The sequence below is a fragment of the Pseudomonas sp. RU47 genome (genome assembly GCF_004011755.1).
GTDB lineage: Bacteria > Pseudomonadota > Gammaproteobacteria > Pseudomonadales > Pseudomonadaceae > Aquipseudomonas.
Genome location: NZ_CP022411.1, coordinates 2451824 through 2469100, shown reverse-complemented (window position 1 = coordinate 2469100; position 17277 = coordinate 2451824). Strand labels below are relative to the sequence as shown.

Below are 17277 nucleotides of genomic sequence, written 5' to 3'. Positions count from 1 at the left end.
AGTTGCGCTTCATGGAAATTGAAGAATTCGGCTACAAGCAAGAGTTGAAACGTAGCCTGACGCTGACCGACCTGGTGGTGTACGGGATGATCTTCATGATCCCAATCGCCCCGTTCGGGGTTTACGGCTACGTCAACGCCGAAGCCCCGGGGATGGTGCCGCTGGCGTACATCATCGGCATGGTGGCGATGCTGTTCACCGCATTGAGCTACGGCAGCATGGCCAAGGCCTTTCCGATTGCCGGCTCGGTGTATTCCTATGCGCAACGCGGCCTCAATCAACATGTCGGCTTCATCGCCGGCTGGCTGATGCTGCTCGATTACCTGCTGATTCCGCCGCTGCTCTACGTGTACGCGGCGATGGCGCTCAACCATTTGTACCCGGACATTCCGAAAGTCGGCTTTATTCTGGCGTTTCTGGTCAGCGCGACCTTCGTCAACCTGCGCGGCATCACCTTTACCGCGCGGATGAACATCATCTTCCTGCTGGCACAACTGGTAGTACTCGGCATCTTCCTGTTCTACGCGTGGAATGCCCTGCACAACGGTGGCGGTAACGGCGAGCTGACCCTGGCGCCGCTGTATCACCCGGAAACCTTCAACTTCGCCCTGCTGATGCAAGCGGTGTCGATTGCCGTGCTGTCATTCCTCGGCTTCGATGCGATCTCTACCCTCGCCGAAGAAATCAAAGGTGATCCGGGCAAAAGCGTTGGCAAAGCCGCGTTGATCACCCTGGTGGTCATGGGCGTGATTTTCGTTGCACAAACCTGGATCGCCACCGATCTGGCGGCCGGCATGGGTTTCAAGTCCGCCGACACCGCGTTCTATGAAATCGCCGAAATCGCCGCCGGCAGCTGGCTGGCGACCCTGACCGCTGTCGCGACGGCGCTGGCCTGGGGCGTGGCCGTGGCCATCACCTCGCAAGCCGCGGTTTCGCGCTTGCTGTTCGGCATGGCGCGCGACGGCAAACTGCCAAAAGTGCTGGCCAAGGTTCATCCGAAACACAACACGCCGTACCTGAGCATTTATCTGGTGGCGGTGCTGTCGCTGGTCATCTGCTACCTGTTCATCAACTCGGTCGACACCCTGACCTCGCTGGTCAACTTCGGCGCGCTCAGCGGCTTCATGCTGCTGCACCTGACAGTGATCAACTACTACTGGCGTCGGCAAAAGTCCGGTCAGGTCGTGCGTCACCTGATCTGCCCGGTGGTCGGCTTCATCATCGTCGCGGCCATCATGTACAACATGGGCGTCGATGCGCAGAAACTCGGTCTGATCTGGATTGCTCTGGGTCTGGTGTACCTGTTCTTCCTCAACAAACTCGGCGCCAGCACCGCGCTGCCGGACCCGAGCAACGGCTGACAAGAAAAAGAGCGGCGTCTGACAACAAATCAGGCGACCGCCGATTTATCGCGTGGAAACCGACAGTGATAGTCAGGTTCGGCGACTTTGCCGAACCTTTTGATACAGGAGTACATCCATGCTGGTCTTACGCCCAGTCGAGCAGACTGACCTGCCCCAGCTCCAACAATTGGCCCGCGACAGTCTGGTGGGCGTGACCTCCCTGCCGGATGACAGCGAGCGCCTGCGCGAGAAAATCGCCGGTTCCTGCGCTTCGTTCGCCAGCGCGGCAGAGGCTAACGGCCCGGAGAATTACTTCTTTGTGCTGGAAGACCTCGACGAACAGCGTCTGGTTGGCTGCTCGGAAATTCTCGCCACAGCGGGTTTCGACGAGCCGTTCTACAGCCTGCGTAATCGCCATTTCACCAGTGCGTCCCGCGAGCTGAACATTGAACACGGCGTGCCAGCGCTGTCGCTGTGCCACGATCTCAACGATCACACACTGCTGCGCGGCTTTCACATCGACGCCAATCTGGTGCGCACGCCGTTCTCCGAGTTGCTGTCACGGGCGCGCCTGCTGTTCATGGCCGCTCATGCGCCGCGCTTCGCCGAGGCGGTGATTACCGAAATCGTCGGCTACAGCGATGAGGAAGGTCATTCGCCGTTCTGGGATGCACTGGGCAAACACTTCTTCGACCTGCCCTACGTTGAAGCCGAACGCCTGTGCGGGCTGCAGAGCCGCACCTTTCTCGCCGAACTGATGCCGCAATACCCGATTTACGTGCCGATGCTGCCGCAAGCGGCGCAAGACTGTATCGGTCGTATCCACCCGGACGGTCAGGAAGCGTTCGACATCCTTGAGCGTGAAGGCTTCGAAACCAACAGCTACATCGACCTGTTCGACGCGGGCCCGACTCTGTATGCGCGCACCGCCAATATCCGTTCGATCGCGCGTAGCCAGATGGCAACGGTGCAGCAACAGCCACAGATCGATGCCCGTGGCCGTTATCTGCTGAGCAATGACGCGCTGCACGGCTTCCGGGCGATGATTGCCGAACTCGATTACCAACCCGATCAACCGCTGTCCCTCACCCCGGCAATGTGTGCGGCGCTGAACGTGACCGATGGCAGCCCGATTCGGCTGATTGCCCTGTGAAACCCGCCCGGTTGCGCAGCCAACGACAGTGCCCGAACAGGCGCGAAGGAGTTACAGCATGATTGTCCGCCCGGTCAAAGTCAGCGACCTGCCAGCCTTGATGGCGCTGGTGCAACAGGCCGGCCCGGGGTTCACCACCCTGCCGGCCAACGAAGATCGCCTGTCCCACCGGGTCCGCTGGGCGCAACGAGCGTTCGCCGAACAGGTAGAACGGGCCGACGCGGACTATCTGTTTGTGCTCGAAGACGACGACATGCGCGTGGTCGGCGTCAGCGCCCTGGCCGGGGCGGTCGGCCTGCGCGAGCCCTGGTACAACTATCGGGTCGGGTTGACCGTGAGTTCGGCGCCGGATCTGGGCATTCAGCGGCAGATACCGACGCTGTTTCTCAACAACGAACTGACCGGCCAATCGGAGCTGTGCTCGCTGTTTCTTGGCCATGATCAGCGCCACGGCAGCAATGGCCGCCTGCTGTCGCTGGGGCGGTTGCTGTTCGTTGCCGAGTTCCCGCATCTGTTCGGCGAGAAGATGATTGCCGAGCTGCGCGGCAGTGCCGATGAACACGGTTGTTCGCCGTTCTGGGACAGTCTGGGCCGGCATTTCTTTCAAATGGACTTCAGCCATGCCGATCACTTGTCAGGACTTGGCAACAAATCGTTCATCGCCGAACTGATGCCGCGCCAGCCGCTGTACACCTGCATGCTCACCGAACAAGCCCAGGCGGCGATCGGCCAGGCACACCCGAATACCGAGCCGGCGCTGAAAATCCTTCAGGCCGAAGGGTTTACCCACAAAGGCTACATCGACATCTTCGACGGCGGCCCGGTGATCGAAGCGCCGGTGCGCAATATCCGCACCGTCCGCGAGAGCGTCGAGCTGACCCTGAGCCTCGGCAGCCCGGATGAACAGGCACCGTTGTGGCTGATTCACAACCGCCGTCTGGAAAACTGCCGCATCACCGTCGCCCGCGCCCGCCGGGTCGGCAGCAGCCTGGTGATCGACCGCCTCACCGCCAAGCGCCTGCAACTGCAACCGGGCAATTCGGTGCGCGCGGCGATGTTGCCCAATCAACAGCAACAGGCGGTGGCGGCCTGACGGTCATCACCGCAAAAAGGTAAATCCTTTCAGCAAAAGAGTCCGCGACAACCTGTCCCTTGCAAATTCGTCATGATCATTGACCCATTCGCGTGATAGCCTTTTCATTCTTCGGCGTTGACACCTTTGTTCAAGCCTTTCCATTCCTTTGTATTGGTGGAACTCGTATGACCAGGCTTTCCCATCAAGATTTGCGCCGTAACTTCCGTCAACTGCTGGCCTCTGACACCTGCTATCACACGGCGTCGGTGTTCGATCCGATGTCCGCGCGCATTGCCGCTGACCTCGGTTTTGAAGTGGGGATCCTCGGCGGTTCCGTGGCCTCGTTGCAGGTGCTCGGTGCCCCGGACTTTGCCCTGATCACCCTCAGCGAGTTCGCCGAACAGGCCACCCGCATCGGCCGCGTCGCCCAATTGCCGGTGATCGCCGACGCCGACCACGGCTACGGCAACGCCCTCAACGTGATGCGCACCATCGTTGAACTGGAACGCGCCGGGGTCGCCGCCCTGACCATCGAAGACACCTTGCTGCCGGCCCAATTCGGCCGCAAATCCACCGACCTGATCACCGTTGCCGAAGGCGTCGGCAAGATCCGCGCGGCATTGGAAGCCCGGGTTGATACGGAAATGGCGATCATCGCCCGTACCAACGCCGGCATCCTGCCGAACCAGGAAATCATCAGCCGCACTCGCCAGTATCAGGCTGCCGGGGCTGACGGCATCTGCATGGTCGGGATTCAGGATTTCGATCAGCTCGAGCAAATCGCCGAACACCTGACCGTTCCGCTGATGCTGGTGACCTACGGCAACCCGGCGTTGCGCGATGACAAACGTCTGGCCGAACTCGGTGTGCGCGTGACCATTGATGGGCATGGTGCGTACTTTGCGGCGATCAAAGCGACGTATGACAGCTTGCGTGAACAGCGGCAGATCTTTACCCAGGCGTCCGATTTGAGCGCGACCGAGTTGACGCACACCTATACCCAACCGGAGGAATACATTCTCTGGGCCAAGGAATACATGAGCGTCAAGGAGTGATGGGTTGGCCGGGCTGACGCCATCGCGAGCAGGCTCACTCCTACAATTGATCAGTGTTGAACACAAATGCTGTGTGTACTGAAGATCCAATGTAGGAGTGAGCCTGCTCGCGATAGCAACAGCCGCTACACCGCTAAACCGGCGTCTTGTAAGCCTCCTCCCGCTGCACCGCCCGCGCCTGAATCACATTCAGAATCGCACAGCCCTCGCGCATCAACAGATGCACCGCACTGGTCACCCGCGTCAGATCACAATCGGATATGCCCTTGAGGTTGAGACTGGCAAAGGTGTCGGCCAGATCGCGCACAACCACAAACCGGTGCATCGCACAGGCGGCCATGTCGCTGAGTTCTGAATGGGTGTTGAGGAAGAGCACCGGGGATTCGGCGTCGTACGTGTCGATGGGGAGGAAGCGGGGCATTACTTGATCACACATTGGTTTAACTCCTGTATTGAAAGAGCTACCACCAGTCGCGGCCAAACGAGGAAGGTGGCAGCCGTACGCGGGTTGGCCGACCGGATACAGGAACCGGCACACCCGAAGGTGTCCCACGCACAGCCGCCATAACACAACATCACAGACAAACTTCGACTGAATATGTTGGGCAGACTGTACGTCTCTGTATCGACCGGCCAAGGTCGTTCGCGGTGTTTTTCCGCGAACCCGAACTATAGGGGTCGATACCGAAACGCGGCAACAGGGTACGTTGTAGGAAACGTCTTGGAAAGTTGTACGCCGCCCGCGCCTTCCACTTTTCCCACAAAAGCCCCTCACCCTAGCCCTCTCCCAGAGGGAGAGGGAACTGATTGGGGGATGCTCGGGAGCTACGCCGACGTGAGAGACCGCGTTGAATGCGAATTTGCATTCAACTTGATCTGCCGGTTGCCACATGGACCAGAAACAACGCGATCAGTCCCCTCTCCCTCTGGGCGGTCCGACGTTTCGGGAGGGTTAGGGTGAGGGGCCGATTTATCTGGCACCCCGCCGACCTCATCACACCGCAAACCACCTCACCGCGGCTTAATGATCGTTCCCACGCTCCGCGTGGGAATGCAGCCCAGGACGCTCTGCGTCCCACACAAAGCCGAACGCGGAGCGTCCGTTGAGGCATTCCCACGCAGAGCGTGGGAACGATCACCCCTTCACCGCGGCTTGGCCAACTCCATAATCATCCGCGACAACAGATAAATCCGCGGCGCCACGCTCGCCACTTCGGCGTATTCCTCCGGCGTGTGAATATTGCCGCCAACAATCCCGAAACCATCCAGCGTCGGCGTGCCGACCCCGGCCGACAAACTCGCATCCGCCGCACCGCCACTGCCCTCCTCCGTCAACTTGCGGCCAATCTCCCCGTAAATCCCCTGGGCCATGGCCATCAGACGGTCCGACTCCGGCGTCTGCGGCATCGGTGGCAAGCCGCGTTGCAGAGTGGTCTTCACTTCCGTCTCAGCAATCAGCTTGTCCTGCGACACCCGCGCCAGATCCTTCTCGATCCGGTCGAACTCCTCCGGCACCGCCGCGCGCACGTCAGCCTTGGCCGTGGCTTGATCGGGAATCACGTTGGTGCGGTCACCGGCCTTGAGCACGGTGAAGTTGATGGTGGTTTTCTTCGCCTCATCGCCAAGTTTGCCCAGTTGCAGAATCTGGTGCGCGGCCTCCATCGCGGCGTTGCGCCCCAGCTCCGGCGCGACGCCAGCGTGCGCGGCTTTGCCCTTTACCTCGACCAGCGCCGTCGCGCTGCCCTTGCGCCATACCACCAGGCCATCGGCCGGGCGGCCCGGCTCGAGGTTGAGGGTCACGTCGTGCTGTTTGGCGGTTTTCTTGATCAGGTCGGTGGCGACGTCCGAACCGGTTTCTTCGCTGGCGTCGAGCAGGAAAGTGATTTGCGCGTAGTCCTTGAAGTCGAGGTTTTTCAGGACTTTCAGCGCATAGATCCCGGCGACGATGCCGCCCTTGTCATCCATCACCCCCGGCCCGTAAGCACGACCATCCTTGATGTGAAACGGCCGCTCGGCCGCCGAACCTTCCTTGAACACCGTGTCCATGTGCGCCATCAGCAGGATTTTCGCCTTGCCGGTGCCTTTGAACGTGGCCAGTACATGGTTGGATTTTTCCGGCGTGTTGGGCACCAGTTCGATGGTCGCGCCGAGTTTTTTCAACTCATCAATGGCGATGTCGCTGACTTGCTTGAGGCCCGGTTCATAGCCGGAACCGGAGTCGATATTGACCAGCCGCTCCAGCAATTTCAGCGCTTCTGGCTGGTATTGCTCGGCATCGGCGAGCACTTGTTTGTGCGGTTCGGCGAAGGCATGGGCAGCGGAGAAAGCGAGAGACAGGCCAAGACTGGCAGCCAGCAGGGAGCGAGAAAATGAGCACGTCATGAAGCGATCCTTGTTTCGCGTCGGAGGGGATTTAACCGTACCCGACATCGGCGCGAGGCTCTACACCGAATGCGACACTGATCTAACCGACAACACACAACCCCCTGTGGGAGCGAGCCTGCTCGCGAAGGCGTCGTGTCAGGCGATATCAATGTTGGCTGACCCAGCGCTTTCGCGAGCAGGCTCGCTCCCACAATGGATTTGTTGTGATGCGGATCAAACCGAATCCAGCAATGTCTGCCGGGGCTTGTCATCGCAATTGCAGATCACCCGATTACGCCCGCCTGCCTTGGCTTCATACAACGCCTGATCGGCATCATTGAGCCAGCGCGTCGCGTCGGCATGCGCCGGATCGTAAGCCGCCAGGCCAATACTCAAGCTGACCTTCAATGCCGGATTCTGCTCATAACCCAGAATCGCAAAACGCTCACGCAAAGCCTCCATGGCCTGCGCGGCATTGAACAGCGGCAGATCCGGCAAAATCACGCAGAACTCATCACCGCCATAACGCCCGGCAACGTCTGTCGCACGCAGGTTCTGCTTGAGCAACTTGCTCAACTGGCGCAACACGATGTCGCCCGCAACGTGGCCGTAAGTGTCGTTGATTGCCTTGAAGTGATCGATGTCGATCAACGCAATCGCTGCGCCCTGCTTCTGTCGCTTGCAGCGCTGAAAAGCGATCTCCAGTTGATCCTTCCAGGCGCCGTGGTTGAGCAGCCCGGTCAGGCTGTCGGTGCGGCTCAGGGCAAGCAATTCGCGTTTATGTCGACCGAGGGTGTAGGCCTGGCGAAAGCAAATCCAGCCCAGCGCCAGCGGGTACAACAGCAGTAACGGGAAACAGGCATACATTTGCGCAGGCGTGGTCTGCGGAACGAATGCCGGAGCAAACACCACCAGCCCGACGCCGACCCCGAGCAACTGCGCCGCAGAACCTGCCAACAGAAAACGTGAACCACCGATAGCGACGTTGTTCATCGCCATCATCGAAATGGTCGTGGCAGTCGGCAACGGATTGAAATGCATGGCGGCAAGCCAAAAGCCGCCGAAAAAGGCGTCGATCAACAGATTGCGGTGTTCAGCGTGGTAAGGAACCCGGGCGCGGCGCGCCCATTGAAACGCCAGATGCGGCCAGACCAGGCCATTGAAGAACATCAGTGCCCAGACCCACAGCGGCGGATCGAGCGAGTACATCGCCACGCTCACGCACACAAGCCCCAGAATCAACCCGAGGATGCGCGATGTATAAAGCCTCCTGGCCAATGAAAGTCCCTTTCCTCCGGTATTTCCCATAAGGACCTCGATCACGCACACCGCAGGACGGATGTGCTGGAAGTCTAACAGGGCGACGTTAAATAGCCATCACCGGCCAGCGGGCTGAATAGAGCGACATCAGGGCCACACGCCGTGCAAATATTTGGCTATACATGAAAGGAGCAAAATGGAAAAACAACTATAAGAAGGAGGCCCATGCACACCTATCACGTGTTGATCATCGGCAGCGGTTTTGGCGGTCAATGTGCTGCGGTCAATCTGCTCAAGGCCGGGATCGACGATTTTCGCCTGCTGGAGCGACGGGACTTCTTTGGCGGCACCTGGTGCCAGAACACCTACCCCGGCGCGGCGGTGGACGTGCCGTCGCCGCTGTATTCGCTGTCGTTCGCGCCGTACCGCTGGTCGCAGATGTTCGCCGGGCAGGCCGAGCTGCAGCGCTACACCGAGCATGTCATCGAGCAATTCGGTTTGCGCGAACGCGTAGAGTTGCAAGCCAATGTCGAGCGCGTCGAATGGGACGACACGGAAAAACGCTGGGCCGTGCACACCGGCAAAGGCACCTTTTATGCGCAGTTCCTGATCAATGCCACCGGGCCGCTGAGCCAACCGGTCATCCCGCACTTTCCCGGCCGGGATCGCTTTCAAGGCAAGACTTTTCATACAAACAATTGGGATCACAGCTACGACTATCGCGGTAAACGCGTGGCCATCGTCGGCAGCGGTGCCAGTGCGGTGCAGGTGATTCCGACGATTGCGCCGCAGGTCGAGCAATTGCACGTGTTTCAACGCACGCCCCATTGGGTGCTGCCCCGCGCCGATCGTCAGTTCGGGCCGTTGCAACGCTGGCTGCTTGGCCGCAAACCCGCCTACAAACTGTTGCGCTGGCTGATTTACTGGCAATTCGAAACCCGGGTCATCGCGTTCAAATACTCGAAAGCGGCGATTCACATGGTGCAACAACACGCCCTGCGTTTTCTCAAACGCCAGGTGCCGGACCCGGTGCTGCGAGAAAAACTCACCCCGGACTTCACCATCGGCTGCAAACGGGTACTGGTTTCCAGCACGTATTACCCGGCGCTGAACCGTCCCAATGTCACCTTGCATACCCGCGAACAAGGCATCGCTTCCATCGACGAAAGCGGCATCAACACTGAGGACGGCCAACACATCGATGTTGATCTGATCGTCTGGTCGACCGGTTACGACGCCACCGACGGCGTAATTTCCTACCCGGTCAGCGGAAAAAACGCCGTGCAACTCAGAGAGGTCTGGGCGCAATACCCGCGCGCGTATCTGGGCACCAGCCTGCCGGACTTTCCCAACCTGTTTATCGTCACCGGCCCCAACACCGGCATCGGCCACACCTCGGCGCTGTTCATCATCGAGTCGCAGATGAACTACATCCTCGACTGCATTCGCACCGTGCGGGCGAAGGGTCTGCGCAGCATCGAAGTGCGCCGTGATGCGGAACGTACCTACACTGAGATGATTCATCGGGAGATGGAGCGCACGGTCTGGAAGTCCGGCGGCTGCCACAGTTGGTATCAAAGCAAGAGCGGTCATGTGATCGCGATGTTTCCCGGCTTCAGTTTCAGCTATCACCGCTTGACCCGAGCGCTGAAACCGGCCGACCACATTCTGTCCTGAACACGTAAAAGGAAGACGTCGATGCTTTTGCTGTTTGTCGCCCTCGCGGTTTTCGTGGCCTGGAGCTGGTTGAGTTATCCGGCGGTCGGTCATTGGCTGTACGACCTGAACATGGCCATCGAGGCCAAGTTGTACAAATTGCACAAGATCGAAGTGCCGATCGCCGAGATGACCGTCTCGACCTGGCAAGGAGGGCCGTACGAAGCGGCCAGCGCGATTCTGATGCTGCATGGCTACAGCGCCGACAAGAACCTGTGGCTGCGCTTTTCCCGGCACTTTGTGCGCCAGTATCGGGTGATCATCCCGGACCTTGCCGGCCATGGTGAAACCGGCTTCAAGGCGGGCGGCGGCTACGACATTCCGTTGCAGGCCAAACGCATGATCCAGTTGCTCGACGTTTGCGGCGTGGAGAAAGTCCATGTGATCGGCAACTCGATGGGCGGCTACATTGCCGCGTGGCTGGCGGCGACTTATCCCAACCGCATCGCCTCGGTGGCGCTGATCGACCCGGCAGGCGTCACCGCGCCCGAGGTCAGCGACATGGAGCGGCATCTGGCGCGCGGGCATAACCCGTTTCTGATCAATTCCCGGGAGGAGTTTCGCCGGTTTTATGCAATGACCATGGAATCGCCGCCGTGGGTACCGAACCTGGTGCTGGACGCCATCGCCCAGCGCTACGAACAACAACGCGATGAACTCGAGGAGATCTTCCGCGATTTTCGCGCCAGCCCGCCGATGGAGCCGAAACTCGCCGACATCAAATGCCCGGCGCTGTTGCTCTGGGGCCGCAAGGATCGGCTGATCGATGTCAGCAGCGTGCCGGTCTGGAGCAAGGGCATCGCCAATTTGCGCGTGGATGTCTGGGATCACGTCGGGCACATGCCGATGGTTGAACAGCCGGGGAATACGGCAGAGCTTTATCGCGAGTTTTTGGGAAGCCAGAGATGACAACGCGCCCGGCCCCTGATCGTTCCCACGCTCTGCGTGGTAATGCCTCAAGGGACGCTCCGCGTCCAGTGACGCGGAGCGTCGCGGGCTGCATTCCCACGCAGAGCGTGGGAACGATCAGCAAGGGGTAAGCCTGAGATGAATATTCTTTATGACGAACGCCTCGACGGTCCATTGCCGCAGGTGAACAAGGCCGAATTCCTCAAGGCATTGCAGCAAACGCTGCCAGACCTCGACATTTTATGGCGCGAGGACGAACTCAAACCCTACGAATGCGATGGCCTCTCCGCCTACCGCACCACGCCGATGCTGGTCGCCCTGCCGCGTCGACTCGAGCAAGTGCAAAGCCTGCTCAAACTCTGCCATCAGAAGAACGTCCCGGTGGTTGCCCGTGGCGCCGGCACCGGGTTGTCCGGCGGTGCCTTGCCGCTGGAGCAAGGCCTGCTGCTGGTGATGGCGCGCTTCAATAATATTCTGCACATCGACCCCGCCACCCGCACCGCGCGGGTTCAGCCGGGGGTGCGCAATCTGGCAATCTCTCAGGCAGCGGCGCCCTTCGGCCTGTATTACGCGCCGGATCCATCCTCGCAGATCGCCTGTTCGATTGGCGGCAACGTCGCCGAAAACGCTGGCGGCGTGCATTGCCTCAAGTACGGATTGACCGTGCACAACCTGCTGAAAATCGAAGTGCTGACCATCGAAGGCGAACGCCTGACCCTCGGTTCGGATGCGCTCGATTCAGCCGGTTTCGATCTGCTCGCGTTGTTCACCGGTTCCGAAGGCCTGCTGGGGATCATCACCGAAGTCACGGTCAAGCTGCTGCCCAAACCGCAAGTCGCAAAAGTCCTGCTGGCCAGTTTCGACTCCGTGGAAAAGGCTGGCCGCGCGGTCGCCGAAATCATCGCGGCGGGGATCATTCCCGGCGGGCTGGAGATGATGGACAACCTCGCCATTCGCGCCGCTGAAGACTTTATCCACGCCGGTTACCCGGTCGATGCCGAGGCGATTCTGCTGTGCGAACTCGATGGCGTCGAAGCCGATGTCCACGACGATTGCCAACGGGTGCGCGAGGTCATGACCGCGGCCGGCGCCACCGAAGTGCGTCAGGCCCGCGACGAAGCCGAGCGCGTGCGCTTCTGGGCCGGGCGCAAAAATGCTTTCCCGGCCATCGGCCGTCTATCACCTGACTATTACTGCATGGACGGCACCATCCCGCGCCGCGAATTGCCCGGTGTACTGCAAAGCATCGCCCGACTCAGCGACGAATACGGTTTGCGCGTGGCCAACGTGTTCCATGCCGGCGACGGCAACATGCACCCGTTGATTCTGTTCGACGCCAATCAACCCGGCGAATTGCACCGCGCCGAAGCCTTGGGCGGCAAGATCCTTGAACTGTGCGTGCAGGTCGGCGGCAGCATCACCGGCGAACACGGCGTCGGTCGCGAGAAAATCAACCAGATGTGCGCGCAGTTCAACAGCGACGAACTTAGCCTGTTCCATGCCGTAAAAGCCGCGTTCGACCCGCAAGGCCTGCTCAACCCCGGCAAGAACATTCCGACCCTGCACCGCTGCGCCGAATTTGGCGCGATGCACATTCACGCCGGGCAATTGCCATTCCCCGAACTGGAGCGCTTCTGATGGCCGATGTCGACGCCGCCAGCGCCCTGCTCGATCAGGTCAACGAGGCGCGGGCGAATGCCACGCCGCTGAAGATTCAGGGTGGCAACAGCAAAGCGTTTCTCGGCCGCGAGGTCGCCGGCGAAGTGCTCGACACCCGCGCCCACTGCGGCATCGTCCGTTACGAGCCGACCGAACTGGTGGTCACGGCGCGCGCCGGTACACCGTTGTCCGAACTGCTGGCGGCGCTGGATGCTACCGGACAAATGTTGCCGTGCGAGCCGCCGTCATTCGCCGACGGCGCCACCGTCGGCGGCATGATCGCCACGGGGTTGTCCGGTCCACGACGACCGTGGTCTGGCTCGGTGCGCGACTTCGTCCTCGGCACGCGGGTGATCACCGGCCTCGGTCAGCACCTGCGCTTCGGCGGCGAAGTGATGAAGAACGTCGCCGGTTATGACCTGTCGCGGCTGATGGCCGGCAGCTACGGCTGCCTCGGTGTACTCACCGAAGTCTCGCTGAAAGTCCTGCCGAAACCGCGCCAGTGCCTGAGCATTCGCCTCGACATGGACAGCGCGCGGGCTCTGACCAGGCTTGCCGAGTGGGGTCAGCAACCGTTGCCGATCAGTGCCGCCTGCCACGATGGCCAGAGTCTGTATCTGCGTCTCGAGGGCGGTGAAGGCTCGGTGACGGCGGCGCATCAACGCCTCGGGGGCGAGCCGCTGGATTCAGGATTCTGGCGAGATCTGAATGAACAGCGTCTAGGTTTTTTCAACGAAGGTCTGCCGCTGTGGCGCTTGTCGTTGCCGAACAATCTCGGACCACTGGATCTGCCCGGCGAGCAACTGATCGACTGGGCCGGCGCGCAACGCTGGCTGAAATCCGACGCGGCGCACATTCATATCCTCGCTCAGGAACTCGGCGGCCATGCCACCTGCTTCACCCACGGCGCCAGCTCTTCGCCGTTCCAGCCGCTGGCCTGGACACTGCTGCGCTATCACCGACAACTCAAGGCGCAACTCGACCCGCAAGGGCTGTTCAACCCCGGGCGCATGTACGCGGAGTTCTAGCCATGCAAACCACCCTCAGCGAACAATCGCGACAACTGCCCCGCGCCGCCGAGGCAGAAAAGATTCTGCGCACCTGCGTGCATTGCGGCTTTTGCAACGCGACCTGCCCGACCTATCAATTGCTCGGCGATGAACTCGATGGCCCGCGCGGGCGCATCTACCTGATCAAGCAAGTGCTCGAAGGCGCACCCGCGACGGCGCAGACGCAACTGCATCTGGACCGCTGCCTGTCGTGCCGTAACTGCGAAACCACCTGCCCGTCCGGCGTCGACTATCACAACCTGCTCGACATTGGCCGCGCGGTGGTCGATCAAGCAGTGCCGCGTCCGGCGTCCCAGCGCCTGTTGCGCGAAGGGTTGCGCGCATTAGCGCCGAATCCGGGATTGTTCAAAGGCTTGCTGCGCATGGGCACGACGTTTCGGCCGCTGTTGCCGCGTTTGCTTGAAAGCAAACTGCCGCAGCATCTGCCGTTTTCCGGTTTGCGCCCCGCCCCGCGCCATGCCCGGCGGGTGCTGTTACTTGAAGGCTGCGTACAACCGGGGTTATCGCCAAATACCAATGACGCCACGGCGCGGGTGCTGGATCGCTTGGGCATCAGTGTCACCCCGGTGGCCGAGGCCGGTTGTTGTGGTGCTTTGGACTATCACCTCGACGCGCAAGCCAAAGGTCTCGGCCGCGCCCGACAAAACATCGATGCCTGGTGGCCGCACCTGCAAAACGGCGCCGAAGCGATTGTGCAGACCGCCAGCGGTTGCGGCGCATTCATCAAGGATTACGGGCATTTGCTGGCAGACGATCCGGTGTATGCGGCCAAGGCCCGGGAAATCAGCGAGCGGACGCTGGATCTGGTGCAGATACTCGCGCAGGAACCGCTCGAACAGATCTGCGCCGCCACTGAACGGCGGATTGCCGTGCATTGCCCGTGTACGTTGCAGCACGCTTTGAAACTGGGCGGCGCGGTGGAAGCTGTGCTGACGCGCCTGGGTTTCAATCTTACCGCCGTGCCCGACGGCCATTTGTGCTGCGGCTCGGCGGGTACGTATTCGTTGACGCAACCGGTGCTGGCCCGGCAACTGCGCGACAACCGCCTCAATGCGCTGGAGAGTGGCCGCCCTGAGCTGATCGTCACTTCCAACGTCGGCTGTCAGAGCCATCTGGCCAGTGCCGGACGCACGCGGGTGATGCACTGGATCGAACTGGTGGATCAGTCGTTGGCAGAATGAAGTTCGTAGGATTCTTCGTTTGCCCGCGTGCGAGAAGGCTGCGATCTTTTCCCTCATCCATTCCGTGACCGTGGCAGGAATTTTTTTCATGACCGTGCAGCCGTTCGTCAGCCCCGACCTGATCCGTCAACGCTTCTCCAAAGCGATGTCCGACATGTACCGCGAAGAAGTGCCGCTGTACGGCGCGCTGATGCAGTTGGTGGAACAGACCAACCGCGAAGTGCTCGCACGTCAGCCGGACATCGCCCGGCAGCTCGATAGCACCGGTGAAATCGAACGACTGGACATGGAGCGCCATGGCGCCATTCGCGTCGGTACCGCGACGGAACTGGCCACCCTCGCCCGTCTGTTTGCGGTGATGGGCATGCAACCGGTGGGTTATTACGACCTGACCCCGGCGGGCGTGCCGGTGCACTCCACAGCTTTTCGCGCAGTGCATGAGGACGCGCTGCAAGTCAGCCCGTTTCGGGTGTTCACGTCGTTGTTGCGCCTGGAGTTGATTGAGGATGCGCAACTGCGCGCCTTTGCAGAGTCGGTATTGGCCAAGCGTTCGATCTTTACCTCGGAGGCGTTGCGCCTGATCGCGCAAGCTGAAACCGCAGGTGGTTTGAATGAAAGCGAGGCCGAGGCATTCGTCCTGCAGGCACTGGAAACTTTTCGCTGGCATCACAGCGCTACGGTTACCGCTGCGCAATATCAGACGTTGAGCGCGCAACATCGCTTGATCGCCGACGTCGTGGCGTTCAAAGGCCCGCACATCAATCACCTGACGCCGCGCACGCTGGACATCGACCGCGTCCAGGAGCAAATGCCAGCCCATGGCATCACCCCGAAAGCGGTCATCGAAGGCCCGCCGCGCCGGCAATGCCCGATCCTCTTGCGCCAAACCAGTTTCAAAGCGCTGGATGAGCCGATCACCTTTACCGATCAGAACCAAACCCGTGGCAGTCACAGCGCGCGTTTCGGCGAAATCGAACAGCGCGGCGCGGCACTCACGCCCAAAGGCCGGGCGCTGTATGACCGCTTGCTGAATGCCGCACGCGATGAACTCGGTGACTTCCCCAACGAAGCCAACGCCGTACGCTACAACGCGCTGATGGCTCAGCACTTTGGCGAATTTCCTGACAGTGTCGAGGGCATGCGTGAACAAGGGTTGGCGTACTTTCGCTATTTCGCTACGGAAAAAGGTCTCGCTGCTGTAGGGCTTGGACAGTCGTCACTGGAGGACTTGTTGCGCGATGGTTATGTGAAAGCGGAACCGTTGGTGTACGAAGATTTCCTGCCGGTGAGTGCGGCAGGGATTTTTCAGTCGAACCTTGGCGACGCGGCGCAGGCGCATTATGGCGAGCATTCCAATCGGCAGACCTTCGAGCAGGCGCTGGGACGCGCGACCATTGATGAGTTGGGGTTGTATGCGGCGACGCAGCGGCGTTCGATCAATGAGTGTCTGACCCAATTTGCGCGTTGAAAAATCAAAAGATCGCAGCCTGCGGCAGCTCCTACATTTGGAATGCATTTCCCCTGTAGGAGCTGCCGCAGGCTGCGATCTTTTGATCTAAAAGTTTTAAGCAGCCGCCTCGACCAAATAATGGCGCGTGGCCACTGTGCGCAAGAAGTTGCGCACTTGTTTTGCAAAATCGACCGGAAAAACCTCTGAAAGCACCGTGGTACAAGGCCTGCAGCCAAGTGCGCAAGAAGTTGCGCAGTACTGCGCAACTTCTTGCGCACTTTTGCATTGGACGAGCGCTTTATTTCGCACAAGCGCCTGAAAAATCAGTCAAACACCCCGGCCCGTATGGCCGCCACAATTGTTGGCACGCTCCTTGATAACAGTCAGGCACCCACCGGGCGATTTCGCCTCCCGGGCACCTTAAATTATTCCGCAAGGAGAGCACCCCATGGCAACACCAGCGTACATGTCGGTTACCGGCGAAAAACAAGGCCTGATCACTGCAGGCGCTTTCACCGCTGACTCCGTAGGCAACACCTACCAGGAAGGCCACGAAGACCAGGTTATGGTTCAGGCTTTCAGCCACGACGTGATCATCCCGCGTGACCCACAATCCGGTCAGCCAACCGGTCAGCGCGTTCACAAGCCAGTTGTGATCACCAAGGTCTACGACAAGGCTTCGCCTCTGCTACAAGCCGCTCTGACCTCCGGCGAGCGCATGAGCGAAATCGTTATCCAGTGGTTCCGTACTTCTGCTCAAGGCACCCAAGAGCACTACTACACCACCAAACTGGAAGACGCGATCATCGTCGCCATCAACAACAAAATGCACAACTGCCAGGATCCAGGCAACTCGCACTTCACCCACCTGGAAGAAGTGCAGTTCACCTACCGCAAAATCACCTGGACCCACGAAGTATCCGGTACTTCGGGTTCCGATGACTGGCGTGCTCCAGTCGTTTAATTACGGCTGATCGTTACAAGCATCGGCCAGCTCTGCTGGTCGATGTTGTTTTCGCCCTCCAGAATTTCGCGTAAGTTG

At 60.3% G+C, this 17277-nt stretch carries 14 protein-coding genes; 11 read left to right on the top strand and 3 right to left on the bottom strand.

What is annotated here, in order from left to right; translation table 11 throughout:
* The first annotated feature begins 11 nt into the window (after nt 1-11).
* From CCX46_RS11270 to CCX46_RS11255, 4 genes are all read left to right on the top strand, one after another.
* Entirely contained in the window at nt 12-1361 is a 1350-nt protein-coding gene (locus CCX46_RS11270; protein ID WP_007919552.1) for an APC family permease, read from the top strand.
* 118 nt (nt 1362-1479) lie between these two features.
* Entirely contained in the window at nt 1480-2496 is a 1017-nt protein-coding gene (locus tag CCX46_RS11265; protein ID WP_127926708.1) for an arginine N-succinyltransferase, read from the top strand.
* Nucleotides 2497-2554: 58 nt separating this feature from the next.
* On the top strand, nt 2555-3589 hold the full coding sequence (gene astA / locus CCX46_RS11260) for an arginine N-succinyltransferase (protein ID WP_016983246.1): 1035 nt from the start codon (nt 2555-2557) through the stop codon (nt 3587-3589).
* A gap of 167 nt (nt 3590-3756) precedes the next feature.
* Nucleotides 3757-4626 carry an isocitrate lyase/PEP mutase family protein gene (locus CCX46_RS11255; protein WP_007919546.1) on the top strand — a complete coding sequence of 290 codons (870 nt, stop codon included), beginning with the start codon at nt 3757-3759 and terminating at the stop codon, nt 4624-4626.
* Nucleotides 4627-4759: 133 nt separating this feature from the next.
* On the opposite strand, the gene CCX46_RS11250 is transcribed toward CCX46_RS11255, so the two are convergent.
* From CCX46_RS11250 to CCX46_RS11235, 3 genes are all read right to left on the bottom strand, one after another.
* On the bottom strand, nt 4760-5062 hold the full coding sequence (locus CCX46_RS11250; RefSeq protein WP_038369113.1) for a hypothetical protein: 303 nt from the start codon (nt 5060-5062) through the stop codon (nt 4760-4762).
* A gap of 707 nt (nt 5063-5769) precedes the next feature.
* The gene (locus CCX46_RS11245; RefSeq protein ID WP_127926707.1) at nt 5770-7008 is read right to left on the bottom strand and encodes a M20/M25/M40 family metallo-hydrolase; all 1239 of its coding nucleotides are present in this window, start codon (nt 7006-7008) and stop codon (nt 5770-5772) included.
* A gap of 216 nt (nt 7009-7224) precedes the next feature.
* Nucleotides 7225-8298, bottom strand: a complete 1074-nt coding sequence (locus CCX46_RS11235) for a diguanylate cyclase (protein ID WP_127926705.1) — start codon at nt 8296-8298, stop codon at nt 7225-7227.
* A 177-nt stretch (nt 8299-8475) separates the two neighbouring features.
* On the opposite strand from CCX46_RS11235, the gene CCX46_RS11230 reads away from it, so the two are divergent.
* The 7 genes from CCX46_RS11230 to CCX46_RS11200 all read left to right on the top strand — a co-directional run bounded on the left by CCX46_RS11230 (nt 8476) and on the right by CCX46_RS11200 (nt 17199).
* Nucleotides 8476-9927 carry a flavin-containing monooxygenase gene (locus CCX46_RS11230; RefSeq protein WP_127926704.1) on the top strand — a complete coding sequence of 484 codons (1452 nt, stop codon included), beginning with the start codon at nt 8476-8478 and terminating at the stop codon, nt 9925-9927.
* A 21-nt stretch (nt 9928-9948) separates the two neighbouring features.
* Nucleotides 9949-10875: an alpha/beta fold hydrolase gene (locus tag CCX46_RS11225; protein ID WP_127926703.1), complete on the top strand. Its 927-nt coding sequence runs from the start codon at nt 9949-9951 to the stop codon at nt 10873-10875.
* Nucleotides 10876-11013: 138 nt separating this feature from the next.
* On the top strand, nt 11014-12513 hold the full coding sequence (gene glcD / locus CCX46_RS11220) for a glycolate oxidase subunit GlcD (RefSeq protein WP_127926702.1): 1500 nt from the start codon (nt 11014-11016) through the stop codon (nt 12511-12513).
* A complete protein-coding gene (gene glcE, locus CCX46_RS11215) occupies nt 12513-13562 on the top strand; it encodes a glycolate oxidase subunit GlcE (protein WP_127926701.1) in 1050 nt (349 codons plus the stop codon). The genes glcD and glcE overlap by 1 nt, the downstream gene beginning before the upstream one ends.
* A gap of 2 nt (nt 13563-13564) precedes the next feature.
* On the top strand, nt 13565-14785 hold the full coding sequence (gene glcF / locus CCX46_RS11210) for a glycolate oxidase subunit GlcF (protein ID WP_127926700.1): 1221 nt from the start codon (nt 13565-13567) through the stop codon (nt 14783-14785).
* Nucleotides 14786-14873: 88 nt separating this feature from the next.
* Entirely contained in the window at nt 14874-16253 is a 1380-nt protein-coding gene (hglS, locus tag CCX46_RS11205) for a 2-oxoadipate dioxygenase/decarboxylase HglS (RefSeq protein ID WP_127926699.1), read from the top strand.
* A gap of 430 nt (nt 16254-16683) precedes the next feature.
* Nucleotides 16684-17199 (top strand): Hcp family type VI secretion system effector, encoded by a 516-nt coding sequence (locus tag CCX46_RS11200; RefSeq protein WP_007919523.1) that lies wholly within the window; start codon nt 16684-16686, stop codon nt 17197-17199.
* The last annotated feature ends 78 nt before the right edge of the window (nt 17200-17277 follow it).

Bases quoted from the DNA above. Each gene is read 5' to 3' on its own strand.
- CCX46_RS11230 (WP_127926704.1), top strand. From the start codon at position 8,476: ATGCACACCTATCACGTGTTGATCATCGGCAGCGGTTTTGGCGGTCAA.
- CCX46_RS11235 (WP_127926705.1), bottom strand. From the start codon at position 8,298: ATGGGAAATACCGGAGGAAAGGGACTTTCATTGGCCAGGAGGCTTTAT.
- CCX46_RS11200 (WP_007919523.1), top strand. From the start codon at position 16,684: ATGGCAACACCAGCGTACATGTCGGTTACCGGCGAAAAACAAGGCCTG.
- glcE (WP_127926701.1), top strand. From the start codon at position 12,513: ATGGCCGATGTCGACGCCGCCAGCGCCCTGCTCGATCAGGTCAACGAG.
- CCX46_RS11255 (WP_007919546.1), top strand. From the start codon at position 3,757: ATGACCAGGCTTTCCCATCAAGATTTGCGCCGTAACTTCCGTCAACTG.
- CCX46_RS11265 (WP_127926708.1), top strand. From the start codon at position 1,480: ATGCTGGTCTTACGCCCAGTCGAGCAGACTGACCTGCCCCAGCTCCAA.
- CCX46_RS11250 (WP_038369113.1), bottom strand. From the start codon at position 5,062: ATGTGTGATCAAGTAATGCCCCGCTTCCTCCCCATCGACACGTACGAC.
- glcD (WP_127926702.1), top strand. From the start codon at position 11,014: ATGAATATTCTTTATGACGAACGCCTCGACGGTCCATTGCCGCAGGTG.
- astA (WP_016983246.1), top strand. From the start codon at position 2,555: ATGATTGTCCGCCCGGTCAAAGTCAGCGACCTGCCAGCCTTGATGGCG.
- glcF (WP_127926700.1), top strand. From the start codon at position 13,565: ATGCAAACCACCCTCAGCGAACAATCGCGACAACTGCCCCGCGCCGCC.
- CCX46_RS11245 (WP_127926707.1), bottom strand. From the start codon at position 7,008: ATGACGTGCTCATTTTCTCGCTCCCTGCTGGCTGCCAGTCTTGGCCTG.
- CCX46_RS11225 (WP_127926703.1), top strand. From the start codon at position 9,949: ATGCTTTTGCTGTTTGTCGCCCTCGCGGTTTTCGTGGCCTGGAGCTGG.
- CCX46_RS11270 (WP_007919552.1), top strand. From the start codon at position 12: ATGGAAATTGAAGAATTCGGCTACAAGCAAGAGTTGAAACGTAGCCTG.
- hglS (WP_127926699.1), top strand. From the start codon at position 14,874: ATGACCGTGCAGCCGTTCGTCAGCCCCGACCTGATCCGTCAACGCTTC.